20 protein-coding genes and 1 pseudogene are annotated in these 22,087 nt (G+C 59.7%); 9 read left to right on the forward strand and 12 right to left on the reverse strand.

The window, feature by feature from the left end; all coding sequences use genetic code 11:
• Positions 1-490: 490 nt before the first annotated feature.
• Entirely contained in the window at positions 491-1,033 is a 543-nt protein-coding gene (locus tag HB630_RS08355; RefSeq protein ID WP_213771663.1) for a MarR family transcriptional regulator, read from the reverse strand.
• 323 nt (positions 1,034-1,356) lie between these two features.
• Between HB630_RS08355 and HB630_RS08360 the strand changes: the two genes are divergently transcribed.
• The 3 genes and pseudogenes from HB630_RS08360 (at position 1,357) to HB630_RS08365 (ending at position 4,295) form a co-directional block, all read left to right on the forward strand.
• Positions 1,357-2,979, forward strand: a complete 1,623-nt coding sequence (locus HB630_RS08360; protein ID WP_213771665.1) for a porin — start codon at positions 1,357-1,359, stop codon at positions 2,977-2,979.
• Between the two features lie 244 nt (positions 2,980-3,223).
• Positions 3,224-3,497, forward strand: a pseudogene (locus HB630_RS28750) (methyl-accepting chemotaxis protein); the annotation flags it as partial.
• A gap of 153 nt (positions 3,498-3,650) precedes the next feature.
• Positions 3,651-4,295: a hypothetical protein gene (locus tag HB630_RS08365; RefSeq protein ID WP_249780722.1), complete on the forward strand. Its 645-nt coding sequence runs from the start codon at positions 3,651-3,653 to the stop codon at positions 4,293-4,295.
• A gap of 1 nt (position 4,296) precedes the next feature.
• Here HB630_RS08365 and HB630_RS08370 read toward each other — a convergent pair whose 3' ends face one another.
• The 4 genes from HB630_RS08370 to HB630_RS08385 all read right to left on the reverse strand — a co-directional run bounded on the left by HB630_RS08370 (position 4,297) and on the right by HB630_RS08385 (position 8,293).
• Positions 4,297-4,851, reverse strand: coding sequence for a PQQ-dependent catabolism-associated CXXCW motif protein (locus HB630_RS08370; protein ID WP_213771667.1), 555 nt, complete (start codon positions 4,849-4,851; stop codon positions 4,297-4,299).
• Positions 4,848-5,687 carry a substrate-binding domain-containing protein gene (locus tag HB630_RS08375; protein ID WP_249780762.1) on the reverse strand — a complete coding sequence of 280 codons (840 nt, stop codon included), beginning with the start codon at positions 5,685-5,687 and terminating at the stop codon, positions 4,848-4,850. The genes HB630_RS08370 and HB630_RS08375 overlap by 4 nt, the downstream gene beginning before the upstream one ends.
• A gap of 95 nt (positions 5,688-5,782) precedes the next feature.
• The gene (locus tag HB630_RS08380) at positions 5,783-6,262 is read right to left on the reverse strand and encodes a c-type cytochrome, methanol metabolism-related (protein ID WP_213771915.1); all 480 of its coding nucleotides are present in this window, start codon (positions 6,260-6,262) and stop codon (positions 5,783-5,785) included.
• A gap of 150 nt (positions 6,263-6,412) precedes the next feature.
• The gene (locus tag HB630_RS08385) at positions 6,413-8,293 is read right to left on the reverse strand and encodes a methanol/ethanol family PQQ-dependent dehydrogenase (protein ID WP_213771671.1); all 1,881 of its coding nucleotides are present in this window, start codon (positions 8,291-8,293) and stop codon (positions 6,413-6,415) included.
• A gap of 490 nt (positions 8,294-8,783) precedes the next feature.
• Between HB630_RS08385 and HB630_RS08390 the strand changes: the two genes are divergently transcribed.
• Positions 8,784-9,650, forward strand: a complete 867-nt coding sequence (locus tag HB630_RS08390; protein WP_213771673.1) for a quinoprotein relay system zinc metallohydrolase 2 — start codon at positions 8,784-8,786, stop codon at positions 9,648-9,650.
• A 162-nt stretch (positions 9,651-9,812) separates the two neighbouring features.
• Positions 9,813-10,649 carry a quinoprotein dehydrogenase-associated SoxYZ-like carrier gene (locus tag HB630_RS08395; protein WP_213771675.1) on the forward strand — a complete coding sequence of 279 codons (837 nt, stop codon included), beginning with the start codon at positions 9,813-9,815 and terminating at the stop codon, positions 10,647-10,649.
• A gap of 143 nt (positions 10,650-10,792) precedes the next feature.
• Here HB630_RS08395 and HB630_RS08400 read toward each other — a convergent pair whose 3' ends face one another.
• Both HB630_RS08400 and HB630_RS08405 read right to left on the reverse strand, forming a co-directional pair.
• Entirely contained in the window at positions 10,793-11,143 is a 351-nt protein-coding gene (locus HB630_RS08400; RefSeq protein WP_213771676.1) for a hypothetical protein, read from the reverse strand.
• A gap of 84 nt (positions 11,144-11,227) precedes the next feature.
• Positions 11,228-11,581: a cytochrome c family protein gene (locus HB630_RS08405; protein ID WP_213771916.1), complete on the reverse strand. Its 354-nt coding sequence runs from the start codon at positions 11,579-11,581 to the stop codon at positions 11,228-11,230.
• 315 nt (positions 11,582-11,896) lie between these two features.
• On the opposite strand from HB630_RS08405, the gene HB630_RS08410 reads away from it, so the two are divergent.
• Both HB630_RS08410 and HB630_RS08415 read left to right on the forward strand, forming a co-directional pair.
• On the forward strand, positions 11,897-12,673 hold the full coding sequence (locus HB630_RS08410) for an ABC transporter ATP-binding protein (protein ID WP_249780723.1): 777 nt from the start codon (positions 11,897-11,899) through the stop codon (positions 12,671-12,673).
• On the forward strand, positions 12,670-13,515 hold the full coding sequence (locus HB630_RS08415; protein ID WP_213771680.1) for an ABC transporter permease: 846 nt from the start codon (positions 12,670-12,672) through the stop codon (positions 13,513-13,515). The genes HB630_RS08410 and HB630_RS08415 overlap by 4 nt, the downstream gene beginning before the upstream one ends.
• Positions 13,516-13,533: 18 nt before the next feature.
• On the opposite strand, the gene HB630_RS08420 is transcribed toward HB630_RS08415, so the two are convergent.
• Both HB630_RS08420 and HB630_RS08425 read right to left on the reverse strand, forming a co-directional pair.
• The gene (locus tag HB630_RS08420) at positions 13,534-15,777 is read right to left on the reverse strand and encodes a TonB-dependent receptor (RefSeq protein ID WP_346656061.1); all 2,244 of its coding nucleotides are present in this window, start codon (positions 15,775-15,777) and stop codon (positions 13,534-13,536) included.
• A 385-nt stretch (positions 15,778-16,162) separates the two neighbouring features.
• On the reverse strand, positions 16,163-17,539 hold the full coding sequence (locus HB630_RS08425; RefSeq protein ID WP_213771684.1) for a histidine kinase: 1,377 nt from the start codon (positions 17,537-17,539) through the stop codon (positions 16,163-16,165).
• A 327-nt stretch (positions 17,540-17,866) separates the two neighbouring features.
• Here HB630_RS08425 and HB630_RS08430 point away from each other — a divergent pair, with 327 nt between their 5' ends.
• Complete coding sequence (locus tag HB630_RS08430; RefSeq protein WP_213771686.1) at positions 17,867-18,487, forward strand: response regulator transcription factor; 621 nt, start codon at positions 17,867-17,869, stop codon at positions 18,485-18,487.
• Between the two features lie 89 nt (positions 18,488-18,576).
• Here HB630_RS08430 and HB630_RS08435 read toward each other — a convergent pair whose 3' ends face one another.
• From HB630_RS08435 to HB630_RS08445, 3 genes are read right to left on the reverse strand one after another with little or no spacing between them, the layout of a single operon-like run.
• On the reverse strand, positions 18,577-19,320 hold the full coding sequence (locus tag HB630_RS08435) for an ATP-binding cassette domain-containing protein (protein WP_213771688.1): 744 nt from the start codon (positions 19,318-19,320) through the stop codon (positions 18,577-18,579).
• Positions 19,280-20,020: an ABC transporter permease subunit gene (locus HB630_RS08440; protein WP_213771690.1), complete on the reverse strand. Its 741-nt coding sequence runs from the start codon at positions 20,018-20,020 to the stop codon at positions 19,280-19,282. The genes HB630_RS08435 and HB630_RS08440 overlap by 41 nt, the downstream gene beginning before the upstream one ends.
• A gap of 3 nt (positions 20,021-20,023) precedes the next feature.
• Positions 20,024-21,037, reverse strand: a complete 1,014-nt coding sequence (locus HB630_RS08445) for an ABC transporter substrate-binding protein (RefSeq protein ID WP_346656051.1) — start codon at positions 21,035-21,037, stop codon at positions 20,024-20,026.
• A 110-nt stretch (positions 21,038-21,147) separates the two neighbouring features.
• Between HB630_RS08445 and HB630_RS08450 the strand changes: the two genes are divergently transcribed.
• Positions 21,148-22,080 carry a hypothetical protein gene (locus HB630_RS08450; protein WP_213771692.1) on the forward strand — a complete coding sequence of 311 codons (933 nt, stop codon included), beginning with the start codon at positions 21,148-21,150 and terminating at the stop codon, positions 22,078-22,080.
• The last annotated feature ends 7 nt before the right edge of the window (positions 22,081-22,087 follow it).

Genomic DNA, 22,087 nt, shown 5'->3' on the forward strand with positions numbered 1-22,087 from the left:
GCCTCATATTTTTCTCCCTGGAAGGTTTTGTTGTTTTTATTATTTTTGTTGTTCATGCTCCGCTCCATTGCGGAGTTTGGCTGAAGCGCAGCGCCTCCCGACTTTGCTGGCGATTCTTAATCCATCCAGCGAAACCGAAAACCGCAACGACGATCTTCCGACAAAGATCGTGCCTCGAATACGACAGCAATTTATCGCGGTAATCAACCCTTCGTGAGTAAGACTTTGGCACAATCGATATCCGATTGAAAAGCCTTTCCGCCGGGACGCGCCAGCTAATTAGGCCACGCTCAAACCATCTTCACGACAACCAGCGCGGGAATAAAGACTGTTTCGGCACCGCAGCAAAACAACGGCCATCGTCGTTTTACCCGAGCCCGATGGCGTCGCTGAAACGCACCCTCCCCGCAAAACGCAGTGGCGCTAGTTACCGAATTCCTGACGGCTGAAGCAGAGTAACCAGAACTCGTTGGTCCGCAGCGAACGGCTTCTAGATTTCCGCAGCCAGTCGGAGGGAAGCCTTTTCCAACCGAAGGCGGAGCATCGTGAGGGTCTCAGTAAACCTCTCCAACTCCTGATCACTCAAATCATTGAATACATAATCTTCCACGCCTTCCTGCCGTGTCGACAGGCTCGCCAGCCCTTTCTGGGCCTTGTCGGTAAGGGACAACAAGACCACCCGCGCATCCTCAAGCGACGACTTTCGTCGCATGAAGCCATTCTTTTCCAATTGCTTGGTCTGGGTCGTCACGAACGACGGATCGACATGGAGCTTTGCCGACACCTCCCTGACCGAGACGCCTTTACCGCGATCAAGATCGTGGACCGCCATGACAATCAGCCATTGCGGTCCGCTGACATGCAGGACCCCGGCCCAGAAATAACGGATGTCTTCCATGTGGCTGTTAATGGATAAAATATTCCATACCAACGTCCGAACCAGTTCCGGATCCCGACGGCCGCGACCGGATGTCGCCTGGACGTCGATCTGGTTCGGAAATCCGGCTGGGTTGGTTGTGCGCCGCGGCGGCATTTCTAGCTCCTCAAGAATCTCCCTAATAATCTAGGAAGTTGAGGGTGCCGGAAACTCACGTTTTGCGGATACGGCCCCCCGAAATTGAGGGGGGCCCAAGTCAAAAAAGTGTTGCAAAGAAAGCACGATCCGCTGCCCAAATAGATAGCTTAGTAACTCAATTATTGTGCTCAACTTACTTTTACATCAAAGCTACCGTGTGGGGGCGGGGTAGATTCCTTACCGTTCGTCCTTTGGCTGGAAGCGCCGTCGTGGGCGCTTGAAGGCGTAAGTGGGGCTTTAGGACTTTGGCCCTTTTCGACGGAGCAACTTGGAGGTTTAATATGAAGACGATTAAGAGCCTTGTCCTTGGCTCAGCGGCGGCTCTCGTCGCCATGAGCGGGGCACAGGCGGCTGATCTTCCCGTAAAGGCCAAAGCGGTCGAATACGTGCGGATCTGCTCCCTGTACGGCGCGGGATTCTTCTACATCCCGGGCACCGACACCTGCGTCAAGATCGGCGGCTATCTGCGTGCCGACCTGACGATCAACGGCAGCGGTGCGCCGTTCACCGCTGGCAGCGGTGCGATGCACGAGCGTTACGCCAACTACTACAACGACTACTCGCGCTTCGCCCTGACCTTGGATACCCGCACCGCGACCGAGTACGGCGTGGTCCGCACCTTCGGTCAGGCCGACTTCACCTTCGGCACCGAAGGTCTCGGCAGCATCAACCAGCAGTCGACCCTGAACACCAACGCGCAGCAGGGCAATATCAGCTCGAACTACGTTGGCCAGGGCCAGCTGGGCGTCGAATACGCCTTCATCCAGTTCGCGGGCTTCACCTTCGGTAAGTCAGCTTCGGCCTATGTGACCCCGTGGCAGGGCTTCCCGGGCAACATGACCAGCGGTCTGGTCGGCGGCTACGACACTGTCACCGGCATCAACAACGTGCAGTACACCGCGCAGTTCGGCAACGGTGTGTCGGCCACGATCGGTGTCGACGACAGCAGCGCCAACGACTACAACCGCACGCAGTTGCTCAACGTGGCCTCGACCAACACCGCTTCCGGCACCTGGGGCCTGTACGGTGCACCGAGCTCTAACGTCACAGCGGTCGGCACTTCCTACACCGGCGCCTACGTTCCTGACTTCGTCGGCAATATCCGCGTCGATCAGGCCTGGGGCCTCTTCCAGGTGTCGGGTGCGTTGCACTATGTCGATGGCACTTACTTCCAGAACGCCAACACCTTGGGCGGCCAGTACGGTGCAGTCCCCGGGTCGGTCGCGACCAACGTCGGCGCGATGGATTCCGGCCATCCGGACGGCAAGTTCGGCGGTGCCATCAGCGCAGCCTTGCAGATCAAGAACCTCCCGACCGGTCCCGGCGACGACTTCAAGATCGAAGGCACATGGGCCAAGGGTGCGACCAAGTACGCGCTCGGTGGGTCCGGTGCGCTCGGTGGTTCGTACTTCTTCATCTCGAACGCCACCGGCGGCCCCGGCTCGATCGTGTTCGGCTCCATCAGCGACGGTATTTTTGGCGGTCCGGGCAAGAGCGGCATCGATCTCACCACCTCGTGGGGTGTCCGTGGTGCGTTCAACCACAACTGGGATCCCTACTGGTCGAGCAGCCTGTTCGGCGGTATCGCCGGCGTGAGCTACGACAGCGCGGGGAAGGATCTTTGGTGCACCGCCTATTTTAAGGCGACCAGCAATGGTGGTGCGGGCATCACGACGTGTGATCCTGGCTTCACCTTGGCTGAAGTCGGCGTGACCACCCGCTGGACTCCGGTCAAGAACCTGACCTTCTCGAACGAAATCATGTACGCCCAACTCGATGGCAACATGAGGGGAGCGGTGACCGGTACGGTGACTAGCGCCTTCCCGATCAATGCTGGCACCTACAATTTCAAGAACCAGCAAGGCAACGTGTCGGTCGAGTTCCGCGCTCAGCGTAACTTCTGATCGCATCAGCATTATTGCAAATGGGCCCGCGGAAAATCTCCGCGGGCCCATTTTACATGTTGAAATTAATTGATTTACTCATATAATGGATTCGTTTCTGGCTTCACAGAAATGGAGATCAAAGTCTTCATCTAACCTCCAAAACCTCCGGCAATGCCCTGCCGGAGGTTTTTAATTTTGCCGGTTCCCTGCGAATCATGGCTCCAGCGCGGCCCCTTCCATGTCGCGCGATCGATAAAAATGCGCCCGATCGATGTCTTCCACGGCCGCGGACACGAACCGTCAGGCAGGCGTGGTGACGGATGCATCCGAACAGACGTCAGAAAATATGCAAACCGTCGCAAGCGCCACCGAGGAATTGACCACCTCGATCGCCGAGATTGGCCGGCAAGTCGTCCAAAACTCCGTACGCGCGCTGGAAAATCGGGCGCCGGACCAGCGACACGGCGCAATCGCTCGCCACGGGCGCCCAGAAGATCGGCGATGTCGTGACATTGATTCAAGGCATTGCCGCACAGAGGCAGGCTGCGTTCCAACAGCTTTCATCGCCTCTTTCAGATTTCATTTGCCGCGACCAAAGCCTGCCCAATATATTTCCAGACAAACATCCGCCCGCGCGACATTCGCAAATCAGTCTCTTCGACGGCGGGCGGCCAACAGGGAGGTATGGCATGGCCCTTTCAATGCGCGATGCGACGCTTCGCATGATGATTGCGGTGACTGCCTGCTCGACGTCGCCGACCTTCGCGCTGGACCCACGCTATCCCGACTGGCCATGCCAGCAGTTGAAGGTGCCCGGAATCTCGATTGCGAATGTCTGGACCGGCCCCTCGGTCCAGACATTCGACGCGTCGCAGCCGATGGATACCAAGGAAGCAGAACTCATCGCCCGTCTGGCGGCACGCCGCACGCCGATCGAGGAAGCCAAAAAACTGATCGCGGACTTCGTAACCGGCACCAGGGAGGAAAAGCAGGAAAAGGCCAAAGCGCTGTTCTCGGGATTGTATTCGATCCTCAACGCACAGCGCGACCAGGTCATGGACGGGATCGAACGTTTTTCACGCAAGCAGAAGGCAATGGCCGCCGACATACGCGAGCAAGCGCAGAAATTGCGGGCCATGCAGGAAAAGACCGCCGACGATCCGGCACAAAATGAGGAATCCGCCAATCGGCTGGCGTGGCAGACGCGCATTTTCGAGGACCGGCGCAAGGCAACATCCTATGTCTGCGATGTTCCCGTCCTGATCGAAAAGCGGCTGTTCGATTTGAGTGGGGCAATCCAGAACGCCATGAACGACGGCTCGTCCGGGAATTGAGTTATTCGTCCGGCCGCGGTTCCGGCGTGGCGCTTTGCAGCGGCAGGCCGGCCGCAAACCAGCCATCGGTGCCCCCCGGATACCAGGCGACATTCGGATAGCCGAGCGAGAGCGCGCGTTTGGCCGCGTTCCACGACATCCAGCAATCCGCCAAACAATACAGAACGAGCAACCTCGCCCGGTCTCCGCCGGTCGCGTTCCCAAGTCCTTTCGAAAAATAATCCGCCATGGCGGGCGCGAGTTCGCCATAGCCGGTATCAGGCAGCCAGATGCTGCCGGGAATGTCGGACCGCGGCTTGTCGTGCCAAAGGGTACCTTCCGGCAAATTCCTCGGCCGCGGTGGTCGCGGCCATACATCGACAAAGGACGCCGAGCGGCTTCGCCAGAGCCTTTCGGCCTCTTCCGTCGTAATGACCCGAGCACCGCGCAGCGTCGCCGGCGTCGGGGCACGATAATCTTCGAGGCGATAGTTTTCGGGCTCCAGCACGTCCGCGGCTCTCAGCCCGGCGGAAGACACGATCATCGCAAACACAAGGCAGATAGCGGCCCTGATCATGGCCGCTTGGAAATCGTCTCGGTGGTGATCGGGACGTTGGCCTCATCCAGGATCGGAACGTTGTAACTGATCAGAAGCCTGTTGATCTCGGCCTGGTTTTCCATGATCAACCGGTTGAGCGTGCGCTTCCATTCCTGATCCGACGGCCGCACCGCCATGCCGATGCGAAAGGTCATTGGCGCACCCGCCGCCTCCTTGAGCAGCGGCACGACGGTCAATGGCGGGTTCGCCTGCTTGGCATAGTAGCCCGCCATCGGTCCCCACAATATGCCGATGTCGATATCTCCCTTGGCAAGATCGTCCATCATCGCCTGTGCGGAGGAGTCCGCACGCGTGTCGATGAAGAGCGGATAGGATTTGGCATGGGCGAGCAGCCCGTTGATCGCCATGCTCGTGCTTGGCGGCGTCCTCGCGACCACCCCGATCCGCTTGTCCTTCAGTTTTGGATCGCTGATCATGGTCACGTCGTCGAGACCGCTTCCGGGCTTGGAGACCAGCGCATAGGTCGTCCGGTAATACGGGATCGTCACCTGCGCTTGGTCATCGCCCTGGGGAAATCCGATGATCACATCGCAGCGGAAAGAGCCCAACGTCATCCGGACGAAACCGGTCGCCTGCGGGAAGTAGGTGTAGCTGAGCTTCTTGCCGAGCTTGGCGGCAAACAATTCGGCAAGCTTGTTTTCAAAACCCTCGCCCTTGTCGTTCGAGAACGGCATGTTGCGCGGATCGCCGCAAGCACGGAACACGTCAGGATCGACGAGTTCGAGCGACCCGGCGTCGCTATTGGCCTGCGCGTAGGCCCTGACGGACGTCAAGACGAAGCCCCATGCCAGCATGCCGGCCAAGATACCGGACAAGACCGGCATCGCCATCTCCGACCGCCTCGACGCTCGCGGCATTTGCAGCATCATCTTTTTGAATCTCTTCCAAATCATTTGATGCCCGTGCAACTGGTCTCGGCCTGCTTGGCCGCTTCCGGCTTGTCTTCATGTGCCGGCGGACGACCGCCCGGAATGGCATTATTGGCGCGCGCCCGCAGATACACGTAGATGTCGTCGATGTAGCACATGACATTCACGTTGGTTGCGAACGAGGGCATGACCTTGTCGTTGGCAGCGTCGACATGATTGCGGCCGTTGGTGACGACACTGACGAAGTCCGGGTAGGTGAGCGTCTTCAATGATTCAGCCAGCGCCGGCGCGTAGGTCGATCCCTCCCCATTGGGACCGTGACAGACGTGACAGTCCGAATGGTAACGGCGAAAGCCCGAGAACGTATACCAGTCGACCGTTCCGTCCGGGCTTATCTTGTAAGTGGGGTTGCCGTCCTTATCCGCATATTTTCCATTCTCGGACGAAGCGACGGCGGGATCGTCCGCCCCATCAGCAAGTGCCACGGAGCTTGCAGAAATGAAGCTTGCAGAAACGCTCGCCAAAACAACGAGCGCAAATTTCCAATGCTTGATCGTCACGTAACCATCCCCATGCAACGTTGAAACAAAATCGGTGCGCGGCAAGAGCTCAGCGCACCGATTTATCGTTGTCTCCGCGTGATGCCGCTCTTACTCGTTCGGCAACGCGAATACCGTCAACGTTCCACCAAGCGATGTGTAGGACGCCAGGCCTGCATAGCCGCCGACCGCACCCAGGCCTGCGGTATCGACGGTCTTTTCCTGGGTCGGCAATTTGCCCTGATCGACCGCGTTATGCCAGGCGGCTGCGTTTTGGGGTTGCAGCAGACCAGCCGCGAGGCCGATGCCTGCCCAACCGCCGACGCCCGAGAGAACGGCGACATACTGCTTGCCGCCGTGCTCATAGGTCATGACGTTGCCGATGATGCCGGACGGCGTCTTGAACCGGTAAAGTTCCTTACCCGTCTTGGCGTCGACCGCCTTCAGATAGCCTTCGAGCGTGCCGTAGAAGACGACGCCGCCGGCCGTCGCCAACGCGCCGCCCCATGCCGAGAACTGCTCCTTGTTAGACCACGCGATCTTGCCGGTCTTGCCGTCCCAGGCGATGAAGTTGCCCATGTTGGTGTCGCCTTTCGGCGGATACATTGCCACCGCGGCGCCGACATAAGCCTGACCGGCCGTGTAGGACACCTTGTAGGGCTCATAGTCCATGCAGACGTGATTGGTCGGCACGTAGAACAACTGCGTCTCCGGGCTGTAAGCCGCAGGCTGCTCATCCTTGGTGCCCAGCGCCGCCGGACAGATACCCTTCGAGTTGGTGTCTTCGCCATTATGCTGGGTGGAATAGGCGTCGACCACCAGCGGACGGCCATAAGTCTTGGAGGACTTGTCCATATCGACCTTGGTCGCCCAGTTCACCACCGGATCGTATTTTTGTGCGACCAGCAGTTCACCGGTGACGCGATCGAGCGTATAGCCAAAGCCGTTACGGTCGAAATGCGTCAAAAGCTTTCGCTGTTTGCCGTCAACATTCTGATCGGTCAGGATCATCTCGTTGACGCCGTCATAGTCCCACTCGTCGTGCGGGGTCATCTGGTAAACCCATTTGACCTTGCCGGTATCGAGATCGCGCGCCCAGACCGACATCGACCAGCGATTGTCGCCGGGACGCTGCACCGGATTCCAAGTCGAAGGATTACCCGAGCCGTAGTAAACCAGATTCAGCTCGGGATCGTAGGAATACCAGCCCCAGGTGGCACCGCCGCCGATCTTCCATTGATCGCCTTCCCAGGTGGAGGTTGACGAATTCGGCCCGACGGGCTTGCCAAGCGACGTCGTCTTCTCGGGATCGATCAGCGTGTCGGAGTCCGGTCCTTCCGAATAGCCGCGCCAGGCGAGTTTGCCATCCTTGATGTTGTATGCGCTGATCCAGCCGCGAACGCCGAACTCACCACCGGAGACGCCGACGAGAACCTTGTCCTTGAATACGAACGGCGCGTCCGTACCGGACTGGCCCTTACCTGCCTCGCCATCCATCACCGACCAGATTTTTTCTCCCGTCTTGGCATCGAGCGCAACCAGGGTCGTATCGGCCTGATGCAGGAAAATCTTGCCGTCGGCATAGGCAACACCGCGGTTGACCGTATCACAGCACATGATCGGAATGACATTCGGATCCTGCCGCGGTTCATACTTCCAGATAATCTTGCCTTCATGGTTCAGATCGAGCGCGTAGACCGTGTTCGGAAATGGCGTATGCACATACATCAGGTCGCCAACGACCAACGGTCCGCCCTCGTGGCCGCGCAGCACGCCGGTCGAGAATGTCCAGGCGACCTGCAGCTTCTTGACGTTGGACGTGTTGATCTGATTGAGCTTCGAGTACCGCGTATTGGCGTCATCACCCTGCTGCATGACCCATTGCTTGGGGTCCTTGGCCAGCCTGTCCAATGCCTCATCGGCGCGCGACGCCGATCCATGCAGGGCCATCAGGCCCACGATCGACGCCGAAGCGACTAACATCTTTTTCATTTGCTTCCTCCCTGGGTTTTTTGCCTAGAGGGTCGCCGACGCTCCTTGGATACGCACAGATTCTCCACGGGACGTCATTCGCCCTCTCTTGGATGAATTGTATCGGCACCGTGTCGTAGCTCGCGAAGCTATTCACAAGTCGCGAAATGAAAGTGCAGCGAACAGTGCCCACCTATGTCTTCAGCAACCGCGCTCCCTATCCGCAGTTGCCTGTGAAGGCAGAAGCAAAAAAAGTTTAGGTAACTCCTCTTCCATAAGCAAGTTATGATTTAGGAGAGTTCGGCATTCGTCGTGACGACTCTCATTGCAGTGCAACCTGGGCAGGAATCCGGAAATCAGCGGCGGCGGCTTTCGAAGGACGAGACCGATCTCAAAGAACCGATCTCAAAGACTTGAAGATACGGAGCGAACCTTGCGTTTTTTGGCCAGGCTATTTTGTATCATTTTCATTTTTCTTCCGGTCCCTCACGATTGTAATGCACAGCAGCAAATGCCGCTCGCGCCGTTCCCGATCTCGGAGATCGCGCCCGGCGTGTATGTCCATGTCGGCAATATCGATATGATGAGCCAAGCCAATCAGGGCGACGCGGCCAATGCCGGCTTCATCGTCGGCGACGACGCCGTCGCGGTCATCGACACCGGCGGCAGCACCGCCGAAGGAACACGCCTGCTCGCGGCGATCCGCGCCGTGACACCGAAACCGGTTCGCTACGTCATCAACACCCATGTTCATCCCGACCATCTGTTCGGCAATGCAGCATTCGCGCAAGCCGGCGTCGTTTTTGTCGGACACGGGAATTTGCCGCGCGCGCTCACGGCGCGGGGCGAATATTATCTCAAGTCATTTCGAGCCGTGCTCGGCGATGCCCTCATCGACGAGGTGAAGATCGTGCCGCCGACACTGCTTGTCGATGGAGACATGCAACTCGATCTCGGCCGGCGCGTGCTGACTCTCAAGGCCTGGCCGCCCGGACACACCGACAACGATCTGACGGTCTTCGACCAAACCAGTTCCACGCTTTTTGCGGGGGATCTCCTGTTCGTCGAGCATGTTCCGGTCATCGACGGCAGCATCCGGGGCTTTCTCGCCGATCTCGCCGCATTGCAACGCATTCCTGCCGAACGTGTCGTTCCCGGACACGGCCCGGTCGCCCGCGATTGGCATGGCGCGATCGAAAAGGAACAGCGTTACCTCGATGATCTCACCAAGGAGGTAGGCAGCCTGATCGCCCGGGGCGTTCCTCTCACGGAAGCCGCAAGGCAGGCGGGACGAAGCCAACAGTCGCAATGGAAATTGTTCGATCAATATGGCTCACGCAATGTGATCGCGGCGTTCAGCGAACTCGAATGGGAGTGACAAGCCAACCGGTTATGGGCCGGGATCGGCCGAGGCTGTTCCCGCGGGCTGACCTTGGAGTAAACCTCGGCTCATCGTGCTTGCTGCAGCGCAGCTTGCCGCTCGGTGTCGCTTCAGATAGTTTTTATCCGTTTCCCCTCCTTGTGGAAGCGGAACTCGACCATGTCGATTTTTTCCAGAGTGATCGCTCCCGCTTTGCTTGCAGCCGTTTATTGTGCGGGATCGCCAGCTGCGCATGCCCAGGCCACCTCCCCCGTCGCGGAGCAAGCTTCGGAAGACACCTGGAACAGCATCAAGGGCGATATTTTCAAGAATCGCCCGATCGGGGATGGAACGGGGCTGGTGGCACTCGATGCGCCGAGGCGCGCCGAGGATTCCGCGCTGGTACCGATCGGCATGCGCGTCACTCTCAACGATGACGACAAGCGTAGACTGCGATCGCTCACGCTCGTCATCGACGAAAATCCCGCCCCCGTCGCCGGAACGTTTACAATCGGCCCTCATGCCGGCGTGACCGAGATCTCCACGCGAGTCCGGGTTAACAGCTATTCCTATGTTCGGCTCATTGCCGAACTCAGCGATGGCAAGCTTTATGGCGTCAAGGCCTATGTGAAGGCATCCGGCGGCTGTTCGGCACCGGCAGCCTCGAACGCCGACGCGACCAGTTCAGCCCTCGGACAGATGAAGTTTCGCACATTCCGTTCCGAGGCCGGTGCGCTGCCGGAAGCCCAGCTCATGCTGCGCCATCCGCAGAACTCCGGCTTGCAGATGGACCAGCTTACGCGGCTCTACATACCGCCCTTCTTCATCGACAACCTCAAAATCTGGCAGGGCGACGATGTCGTCGTGTCGATGGATGGCGGGATCGCAATTTCGGAAGATCCGAACATCCGCTTCAACTACAGGTCCAATGGCGCCGCCAGCTTTCGCGTTGAAGCCGTCGACACCAGCAAGCATATATTCAGGGACGAATGGACGATCGAAAAGTCCATGCTGTAGCAGCAGGGCTGCCGCAGGAATTCTCCTGGAGCATGATCGGTTCTCATTGAATCAGAACCGAAGCTCCAGACTCTAGTTTTGACGGATTTTCTTCACAAGAACCCGTTCCATCCCGCTATCCAAGTCCGGGGCAGGCTTTCGCACTAAAAGCAGCGAATCTCGGCTTCCGCCTGTGCGCGCCGGAATTCCTGCACGGCAAGCCTGGCAGGTTCGGTCGAGCGAAATTCAGAGCCGACCGGCCCCGTGACCTGGGACATCGACAGGATCGTCTCCGTGGTCACATACCGGTCGTAAGGAATGATCGACGCAATCACGTCGATCGAGCAGGCGCATTTCTGCAGGACTTCCTGGGTCTCCCCATTGGCTTTCATGCATCCAAAAACGTAATCCGCGCGCGCCGACGTTGGATAGTCGTTCAGATCTTCAGCCCGTGCATGCGACATGACAGCAGTCAATACCGCCACAACAGCACTCGCACCGAACAGGAAGCGCATACGAGCCATCGTCAGCGCCTTTCGCGGCTCCTGCGTCCGGCGCCGGAGGCCTCGGTTATGAGCGCCCGTACAATGCAGCGTCGCTCAGGACTTCTTGCCGTCAGCCCCGAACTGCTTGAGATAGGCGGTGACATTGTCGATGTCCTCATCCTTCGTCAAACCAGGGAAAATCATCTTGGTTCCGGGAACCTTGGCACGGGGATTCTTGAGATATTCCTTCAGCGTCGCCTCGTCCCAGGTGATGCCAGAATTCTTGTTGGCGTCGCTGTAGGAGTAATCCGGATAGGTACCCGCCTTACGGCCGACAACGCCGTTCAGCACCGGTCCGACCGCATTCTTCGCACCCTCGCCGATCTGGTGACAGGCTTTGCACTTGAGAAACACCTTCTCACCCGCCGCCGCATCCTGAGCAGTTGCAGCACCGATCGAGCCCGACATCGCCAAGCCCGACAACGCAAACGCAAAAACATAACCCCGAAGATCTTTCACCGGCTCATCCGTGATTTGTGTTCAATGGAAAGAAAAAATTACCCCAGCACCGTGGCAATTTGTCAGGATCGACAATCGAGGTCAAGCTGAGGCGCTTCAACAGTGCCTGATCGCAGACTCGGCATTTCATTGTGACGCAGACCGCAACACGATTGTCACAGAGCTTGCCGCACACTACGCGGTAGGTTAAACGGCCAATGACGCGGCGCGCGAGAGGCCGAATGTGGGCCTGTCGACCCTGCGCATAGGCTCCTGGGAATGGTCATGAAGCCATTCGAACCTGCTCAGATTCCGGCGCTTGAGATCGACCATGTCAGCCATCGCTATGGCGCGCGCGTTGCGTTGAACGATGTCAGTTTTGTGGTCCGGCAATCGTCGTTCACCGTCCTGCTGGGATTGAATGGCGCGGGAAAGTCGACGCTGTTTTCGTTGATTACCCGCCTCTATGCGATTCGATCAGGTCATATCCGGATTTTCGGCCATGATGTCGGGCGGGAGCCCGGCCCGGCCTTGAGCAGGCTCGGCGTGGTTTTCCAGTCGCGCGCGCTCGATGTCGACATCTCGGTCCGCCAGAACCTGATGTACCATGCGGCGTTGCACGGCATCGCCAGCCAGCGGGCCGCCGAGCTCATGGCACAGGTTCTCGACCGCGTGGCGATGGCCGATCGGAGCCAGGACCGCGTCGGCGACCTTTCGATCGGACAGATGCGGCGTATCGAGATTGCCCGCGCGCTGCTGCACCAGCCCTGCCTGCTGCTGCTCGACGAGCCGACGGTCGGCCTCGACATCAAGGCGCGCGCCGACATTCTCGATCACGTTCGCCGTCTATCATCGACCGAAGGCATCGGCGTGCTCTGGGCAACGCATCTCATCGACGAGGCCCGGAGCAGCGACAATGTCGTGGTTCTTCACAAAGGCCGTGTGCTTGCGAACGGGATGGTCAGGGATATCGTCGGACAATCCGGCGGCGCCGATCTGCGCGAGGCATTCAACCGGCTGACCGGAGCCGCCGATCAGACTGAGCCGGAGGCGGCCAGATGACGGTAGCTGTCGAAGCGACAGACCCGCATAGCCTCTCGCTGGCGCAATATTTCATCTGCCTCAAGGGCATCGTCTGGCGCGAGGCCTTACGCTTTATCCATCAGCGCGAACGCTTCGTCTCGGCGCTTGTCCGACCGCTGGTCTGGCTTTTCATTTTCGCCACCGGCTTTCGCCAGGTACTCGGTGTTTCGATCATTCCGCCGTACGAGACCTATGTTCTTTACGAGGTCTACATCGCGCCCGGACTGATCGCGATGATACAGCTCTTCAACGGCATGCAATCCTCGCTGACGATGGTATACGACCGCGAAACCGGGGGAATGCGCACGTTGCTCGTCAGTCCGTTCCCGCGCTGGTGGCTGCTCACATCGAAGCTCTTGGCGGGGACGATCGTATCCGTGTTACAGGTCTATGCGTTCCTGCTGATCGCCTGGTTCTGGGACATCGAACCGCCTCCCCTCGGCTATCTGGCGCTGCTTCCGGCGCTGCTGCTTAGCGGATTCATGCTGGGCGCGCTGGGAATGCTGATCTCCTCGCTGATCAAACAGCTCGAAAATTTCGCCGGCGTCATGAACTTCGTTATCTTTCCGATGTTCTTCGCGTCCTCGGCGCTGTATCCGCTGTGGCGGGTCAAGGAATCGAGCCTGCTCCTGTACTATGTCTGCGAGTTCAATCCTTTCACGCATGCGACCGAGCTCATTCGTTTTGCACTTTACGAGCAGGTCAACTGGATCTCACTGGCGGTCGTGCTCGGCTGCACGATCGTATTTCTGTTCGGCGCGATCCTGGCCTACGATCCGGCCCGCGGCTTTCTGGCTCGCCGCAATACACCAGCCGGCTGAGACGGAACTCGGAACACTTCAGAAAGTCACCTTCATGCCGGCGTAGAAGGCGCGCGGACGTGCCGGGCTCAGCGAGCGAGGATCCGTGAACGGCGCGCCGCCATTGGCGAAATTGGGAACATCGCCGGTATCGAAGAACGTGCCGTAGGTTGCGTAGCGATTGTCAAAAACATTATCGACCCGCGCATAGACCTGAAACATCTTGTTGATCTGATAGGAGGCGTGCAGGTTGAAAACCGCATAGGACGGCAGCTTCATGAACTGGTTGGATTCGTCACCGGCGAAATACTGGCTGCTGACAAACAGCGCGTCGCCCCCGACCTTGAACGCGTCGGTGACCGCATAGTCGACGCTCGCTTTCAGCCGATGGCGTGGCACTGCCGGAATTTGGTTGCCCGGCATCACCTGAATATTGCCGTCGTCATCGGCGAAGGGGCTATTCGAGCCGAGTTGCAACGCATCGAGGAAACGGGCGTCCACGAACGTATAGCTGGCGCTGATCTGCATCTTGCTCGACTTCAGATTGACCTCGGCCTCGATGCCTTGACGGCGGGTCGAACCGACGTTCTGGAAATAGCCAAACCCTTGCAGAACCGGACTCGGAATATCGAGAATATCGTCCGAATTATCGGCGCGGAACGCTCCGAGTTTCCACGCCAGCGTCCCAATGCTGAAATCGCCGGTGCCGCGAAAGCCGGCCTCCACCGTGTGCGATACGACCTGTTTCAGCGGCGGATCGGAGACCAGGAACGACGCAATGATGCAGGGGTGCGCGGGATCGGCGCATCCCAATTCCAGCGGCGTTGGCGCGCGATTTTCCTCGGAATAGCCGGCATAGGCCGTCAGCCCCGAAGTGATCTTGTAAGTGCCGCCGATGATCGGATTGAAACGCATATAGTTGTCATTGCCGTTCAATGCGCTGCCGATGCGGTCTTGCAGGCTGATATTGGCGAGGTTGAAACGGCCGCCGCCGGTGACCGAAAACGCGTCGGTGACGTCGAACGTATCGAGCGCATAGAGCCCGGTATATTGATTGGTGGTACGAAGCGAGACCGGACCGTCCGAAACCGGGTCGCCGGAGGCGCCGAGGAAGAGTCCAGAGCCGCTCAGCACGTAATTCGGGCCGAGCGTCCCCAATTCCGCGTTGGCATTGAAATGCGTGACGCTGTAATCGAAGCTGGTACCAACCACGAAGTGATTGTTATGTCCAAGTAGCCGATCGGTATCGGTCGCCTGCAATGAAAATCCCGTCGTCGTCGACTGCGTCGATGTCCGGTCGTTCTCGCCGAGCACGGCATCGGGAGCGAAGGGATTGGAAAGCTGGGCTCCGTTCAAACCGTTGGCCGGCGTGCTGTCATCCCCAAAGCACAGCAATGTCGGGTCGGCACAGGGCTGGGTTCCCGTCGGATTGCCGTCCTGGGTATTCTGATCGAAGATGCGGGCATGCGCGATGCCCTCGACGGTCCAGGTCGGCGTGACCTCCACCTTCCCCGTCAAATTGACATAGCCGACCTTGTTGGTCGACGTTTGCGGCGTGGTGTAGGTCGCGCCCCAGGATTGCTGCAGCAATTCGGCCGGCACGGTCGCGGCAGCGCCGAAATCATTATCGGCGACGCCCATATTGATATGAAATTCGGCGTCATCATTCCTGACGCCGATGTCGCCGTAGAAACGGCGAACGTTCGACGCCGAAAAATTACGGAAGCCATCGTCGTGCAGTCCTTCAAGCGCCCCATAGACGGAAAAATTATCGATCTGCTTGCCCCATTGCGCCGAGCTTTGAATGCGGCCGAACGAACCTCCCATCGTGTCGATTTCGGCGCCCTGATAGTTGAACCCGTCCTTCATCTGCACATCGACGGCGCCGCCGAGGGCGTTGAGGCCGAAGGCCGGGTTGTTGGTCACGATGGTGACGGATTTGATCGCGGCGGTTGGAATCAGATCCCAATTGACGGTATCGCCGAACGCCTCGTTGATCCGCACGCCATTCTGGTACACCGCCAATCCCTGCGGCGTGCCAGACACGGGGGATGCGACGAAACCGCGGAATTGCACGTCCGGCTGGAACGGATTTCCGGCGACTTCATTGACGATGACGCCCGGCACATATTTGACCAGTGCATCACTGATGTTCAGCGAACCCGTTTGCTTGATCTGATCGGCGCCGACGACATAAGCGGTAGCCGGCGCCTTGTCGGGATCGATGTCGGCGCCAGATAACGGCGTCGTCGGATAGACGGTAACGATCGGTATGGTTCGAATCCTGCGCTCCGCGCTCCGGTCGCGACCCGGCTTGGCGGATGGCTTCGTTCTGGATACCACGATGGGCGGCAACGCCTGTGTATCGCTGGATGATCCCTGGGCATGCGCCGATTCATTCCCGGGACAGAGGCACATCGATATCAATACAATAAGCAGATATCGCTCACGCATCGTCTCACTCCCCCCGCTCCGCCCGGCTGTTTTGTTTCCGCCGGTTGCGCAGGTATTATTGGAGCGTTGATGGAGATGCACTAGCTACAAAACGTCACGGCGTAACCGTCGCTTGTTTCCCGAAATTTTCGGGAAAAATTCCCGGCCGTTTTGTCGGCAGGCCATCATGACGATAATGGCTATGGCAAATCCTGCCGCCGGAATCCGTTGAAATCTAGAGGCGCTGACCGATGGGAACGACGGCCTCGACCAGCACGCCGGTTGCGCTGCTGGCAACCGTCAGCGTACCGCCCAATGCGGCGATGCGCTCCCGCATTCCCGTCAGGCCAAGTCCGAACCTGTGCTCCGGCTTCAATCCACCGCCATTGTCATGCACCCGAACAAGCGCGCAGCCCTGATTGGGCCGGCCCAAACCTGAGAACGATCCGGCCGGCTCGACCGTCACGTCGACGGCGGTCGCATCGGCGTGACGGAAAACATTCGTCAAGGCCTCCTGGACGATGCGGTAGATCGTCAAATCGGCCATCTCTCCGGTCTCGCCCAGCGACCGCGAGATTGTGGTTTTGATAGCCACGCCAGGATGCGATTCTCGCCATAGGCGCACGAGAGCGCCGATCGCCTCGCACAGGCCGAGCTCTGCCAGCCCGACCGGCCGCAGCCTTTCCAGTACCCGCCGGTTGAACTGCTGCAAGGCGTTCACCTGTTCCAGTACGGCGCCGCCATGCCTGCGCAAGGTCCCGGTATTCAATTCGCGCGTGTCGGCAAGCCGCACCAGCGAACTGGCGTGCGCCCGCAGCGCAAAAAGATAGGGCCCGAACTCGTCATGCAGTTCCCGGGCAATCTCCTTGCGCTCGGCATCCTGCAACGATACGGCGCGTTCGGCGAACCGTCGCTTTTCTTCGACCGCGTCTCCCAGGGTTGCCGCGAGATGATTGAGCTTGCCACAGATCGCCGCCAGTTCGGGTGAACCGCCGGGCTTCACACGCGTATCATAACGGCCGCATTCGATATCCGTCATCGCCCTGGAAAGCGACTGCAGCGGCGCGAGCGCCCGGCTTACCACCGTCATCGTCATCAGCAGAAGCGCGATAGCGATCGCGGAGCCGACCTCGAGTTGCGTGACGATGCCGTCCCAAATCTCGCTGATCTCGTCGTTCGGGTGCGACGTGATCACAAGCGATCCAGCGTGGCCGTGGACCGAGATCGGAACGTTCACCGACGTCTGTTCCGGATGGACGAGCGCGACGAACCACGGCGGCGCCGGAGATGGTTCGCCGTCATCGCCAACGCCATCGCTCGCCGATCGCTCGGCCGCCGGCGTATCGTCCTGCCGTGTGATGCTGACATGACGCAGCCGGTTGAGGTCCCGGATCGTCTGGCTCAGGCGCGCTTCGGGATCCGGTGTTTCGTTCAGACTGACGACCAGCGCTTCGATGAATTCGCGGGCGAGGCGTATGACGCTCTGATCCTCGGCCCTGACGCGCGGCGCCGCCTCCAGCACCAGCCGCGTGATATTGATCGCAAGGCCCAGCATGAGAACGAACGCCAGAAGTGTATTGAGCCGCGCCCGCAAGGAAAGTTTCTGCCACATGACATTCATCCAGCCCCGCGCCGCGCGGTTTTTCATTCAGAAGCAGCGTTGACAGATAAAAACAGCGGCGATCTAATCACAGCGTACCGCAATTGGACCCACGATGCATAATCCGACTCGGGGAGCAGGTCATAGAGTGCGCCGCGGAAATTTCTACCGGTCAGCCTGACGCGATGCAGCAATCGCTGGCCTAGAGCATGATTCAACTGAGTTGCATCATGCTCGTCGTCCATCTTCTTGTTTGAGCATGATCTTTCGGAAAACCGGCTCCCACTTTTCCGGATCATGCTCTGATAAAGGATTCGCTCCAGTATTGGATCAACGCCGATGCGTGTTCTGGTCGTCGACGATCATCCCATCGTGGCCTCGGGCTGCCGCGCCCTGTTCGCGGAAGATACCGATATCGAGATCCTGGAGGCCTCCGACGCGGAAGGCGGGGAACGCGTGTTTGTCGCCGAAGCGCCGGACGTCTGCGTGGTCGACATCAACCTGCCGACCGTCTCCGGCTTTGAACTGGCGCGGCGCATTCTTGCCCGTAACGCATCGGCGCGCATCATTATGTTCAGCATGAACGACGATCCGGTATTCGCCGCGCGGGCGATCGAGACCGGCGCCAAGGGCTATGTCTCGAAATCCGGAGACCCCTGCGATCTCGTCGAAGCCATTCGCGAAGTCGGCAATGGCGGCGTCTATCTGCCTGTAGCGATCGCACGGAGCGTCGCATTCGCAGGCCCCGCGGTCGCCCAGAACCCGCTGTCGAAACTGACGTCGCGCGAGATCGAGATCTTGCGCCTGCTCAGCGCCGGCAAGAGTCTTTCCGAGATCGCCTGGCTGGTGCATTCATCCTACAAGACGATTGCCAACACATCCTCGATCATCCGGCAAAAGCTCGGCCTACGCTCGTCCTCGGAACTGGTGCGCTTTGCGATCGAAAGCCGACTGGTTTGATCCGGGGCGCTGTCGCTTGACGGCGCTTCCAGGGCATTGATGCGGCGCATTTTCCTGACTCGAACCGGAAGTCATTTCGCTCGAAACCGCTATAGAGGCCGCGCCGCCAGCGCGCGCGCCTCCGCGCGGATCGACGCAGCGACTTCCTGGCTGCGCCCTCCCCGCGGCGGCGGCAGCGTCTTCTCAAGCACGATCCGTGCAGGCCGATCGGACAAAAAGAACAGGCGATCCGCCAGTTGGATCGCTTCTTCCAGATGATGGGTCACGAACAATGTCGTTACCTTGGTCCGCGTCGTCAGCGCCAGCAATTCATCGCGCAAGCGGGCGGCGACCGCTTCATCGAGCGATACGAAGGGCTCGTCCAGCAGCAGGAAATCCGGCCGCACCGCGAACGCACGGGCAATTGCCGCGCGTCGTGCGAGCCCCAGCGACAATTCGCCTGGATATCGCGCCAGATGCGAGCCGAGGCCGAGTATTTCGACCAGATCGGTGAGATCGACACCGGACAGGTGAGCGGGAAGCGCCAGGCGGATGTTTTCCTCGACCGTGCGCCATGGCAACAGACGCGGCTCCTGGAACACGAAACCAAGGCGTCCGGATCCCGGCGTATTGAGCCTACCTTGGAAGTCCTTATCAAGCCCGGCCGCGATCCTCAGGATCGTGGTCTTGCCGCATCCCGACGGGCCGATCAGCGCGCCGAACGATCCGGCATCGAGCCGGAGTTCAAGGCCACGGACGACCTCGACCGGCGTGCCGTCAGCCGACCGGTAGCTCTTCGCATCGATGCGAAGCTCAAGCGGGACGGCGTCTCCAGCGATTGGCGCGTCGTTCAAGCGGTTGTACCAGCAAGCTTTCGATCACAAGCATAAGCACGATGAAACTGATCGCATAGCTCAGTATCCTGGCCATGTCGAATAACGAAAAGGCCGAGCCCAGCACGAACCCCACGCCGTTAGGCCGCCCGATCAGTTCGACCACGAGCACGATCTTCCAGACAATGGAAAGGCCCGAGCGCGAACTGGCCGCCAGATAGGGAGCGAGTTGCGGCATCACGACATGGCGCATGCGCGCAAACCAGGCGAGTTGAAACGCCTCTGCCATTTCGTCCAGTTCAGGATCGAGCGCGCGGGCGCCCTCGCGCATGACGGCGGTCACGTTGGGCAGTTTGTTGACGGCGACCGCCAGGATCGCCGCGGTTTCATTGAGGCCGACCCAGATATAGGCGAAAATGATGATCACCAGCGCCGGCATGTTGATCAGCACGACCAGCCACGGATCGGCAAAGCGATCGACGGCTTTCGAGCGCCCCATCACATAGCCCGCCGCCGTGCCGAGCAGCATCGCGATCGCGAACGAGACGATCACCCGCCCGAGCGTACAGGCCATCTGGAACGGCAATTCGCCGGAACGAATCTCGGCAAGGATCTCGGCCCCGATCACAAACGGACCAGGCAGCAGCCGCGATTGCGCCAGCGCAGCGGCGAGCGCCCAAACCGCAATCAGCGCCGCCAGCGAGAAAATTCTCGGCCACACTGCCTAGTCTCCGCGCGGGGCCGGACGATAGTAAAGGCCGGGATCAAGCTCCTGCGATGGGCCGACAAGCTCCGCGCCACCGATGCTGGCGAGCGCCTTGAACAAGGCGCGGGCGTCGGCTTCCTCTGCGGCGATTGGCCGCCGCGGCATGCCTTCCCTGGTCCGGTCGCGATAGGCCTTGAAGATCCGGTCATCCTCCGCATTCATCAGGGGGCGCAGCGCATTCCACTCTTCATCCGACTGCAGCATGATGTCGTTCGCTTTTTGCGCTGCCGCAATGAAGCGATCGATCGCGCTGCGGTGTTCGGATGCGAACGGCTCGGAAAATACATAGCCGATGAGCGCGACCGGTTCGCTGAGCCCGAGGGCTGCTTCGGCGTCCCGCACCTCGAAAATGCGGCGATAGCCGCGCGTCTCCAGGCTGGCGCAGAAATTCCAGAAATTGAGGCTCGCCTCCGCCTCGCCCTGCTGCAATTTTTGAGAAATCAGCGGCGGCGCGCCGTATTCAAGCGTCGTCTCGTGCTTGAGATCGATGCCCCGTCGGGTCGCGGCCGCCTGGACGATCAGCCAGCTCTTGTCGAGCGGGCCGCCGGCGATGGCGAGAACGCGGCCTCGGAGGTCTTCGATTCCATGCACCGGAGATTGGTTTTTTACCATGACGGCGCCGACCGCGCTGGAATACGGGTAAAACAGCAATTTCGCGCCCAGCGCACGCGCACGCGCGACCCAAAGCCAATCGGTAACGGCAATGTCGACCGAACCGCTATTGAGCGCAAGCTTGCCCGCATCGGGCGAGGCAAATTCGCTGACCTTCAGATCAAGCCCGGCGCTCTCGGCAAGACGGTGGCGGCGGATGACGTCCAATTGCCAAGCAAAGGTGCCGGTGCTTTGCAGTCCGATCCGCAAAGCTTCAGACGCGCGGGCGGGAGCGATCCCGACCACGAGGCAAAGAGCCACCACAATTTTGAACAGGCATATCGTTCTCACCTCGCCATTCATGCGAGAAATCGTCCGCACTGTCCACTCGTCAAAGGGACAGACAGATCGACGGCTGAAACACCAGCACTTCGGATGCTGGATGGCAATGTAAGATGCCCATAGCAGCAACGCCCATAGTCGGATTCCTCATGCCAGCAAAATCCGCGCGTCAGTTTGGGATGCAGTGCGGCAAAACCTCGCGCCGATCGGTGTGCAGCGCGAGATGGTGGCTGACGTCCGGATCATGGCTGTTGCTCGCGCTGGCATCCAGCCCGACCGGCGCCTGGGCGGAAACCATCGAGACCGAGCACTTGTTCGGCTTCACGATCGGCAGCGACGTGGGCGATGTCGGCGAAAGAGAACTGGAGGGCTCCTTCACCGGCCGCTTCGCGAAGCGGATCGGTACCTACGATGCCGGCTCCGGCACGCTGTCGGCGGAGTTCGTGCCGTTGCCAAACCTCCGGACCGAATTCACCGGCACGGTGAACTCCTACGACATTTCCGGCGTGAGCGGATTTTCCGATCAGCGCTATACCGCTTTTGGCGGATTGTCGGCCGATATCCGCTACCGTTTGCTCGATCGCGCCTCCGCACCGCTCGGTCTCGCCATCGGCGCCGAGCCGCACTGGAGCAGGTCTGACGACGTGACCGGTACACGCGCCGCTCAGTATGGCGTCGACTTCGTCGCCGCGGCCGACTGGGAGATCATCCATGACCACCTCGTTGCGGCGCTGAACCTGCTCTATCAGCCCGATACGACCCGCTCGGTGCTGACGGGAACCTGGTCGCGGGAAGCCACAGCCGGTGTTGCAATCGCACTGATGGCGCAGGTTCACCCCGGCATTCTTGTCGGCGGCGAAGCCCGCTATCTGCGTCGATATGACGGGCTCGGGCTAGATACCCTCGCCGGGCAAGGCTTTTTCGTCGGGCCGACGATCTACTTCAAGCTCTCCGAACAGGCCTGGATCACCGCCGCATGGAGCGCCCAGGTCGCAGGCCACGCAACCGCCATCGCCGGTTCGCTTGACCTCGTCAATTTCGAACGCCAACAGGCGCGCGTCCTGTTCGGCGTAAACTTCTAAGTCCCCA

This window comes from Bradyrhizobium sp. dw_78 (assembly GCF_018449525.1).
GTDB lineage: Bacteria > Pseudomonadota > Alphaproteobacteria > Rhizobiales > Xanthobacteraceae > Bradyrhizobium.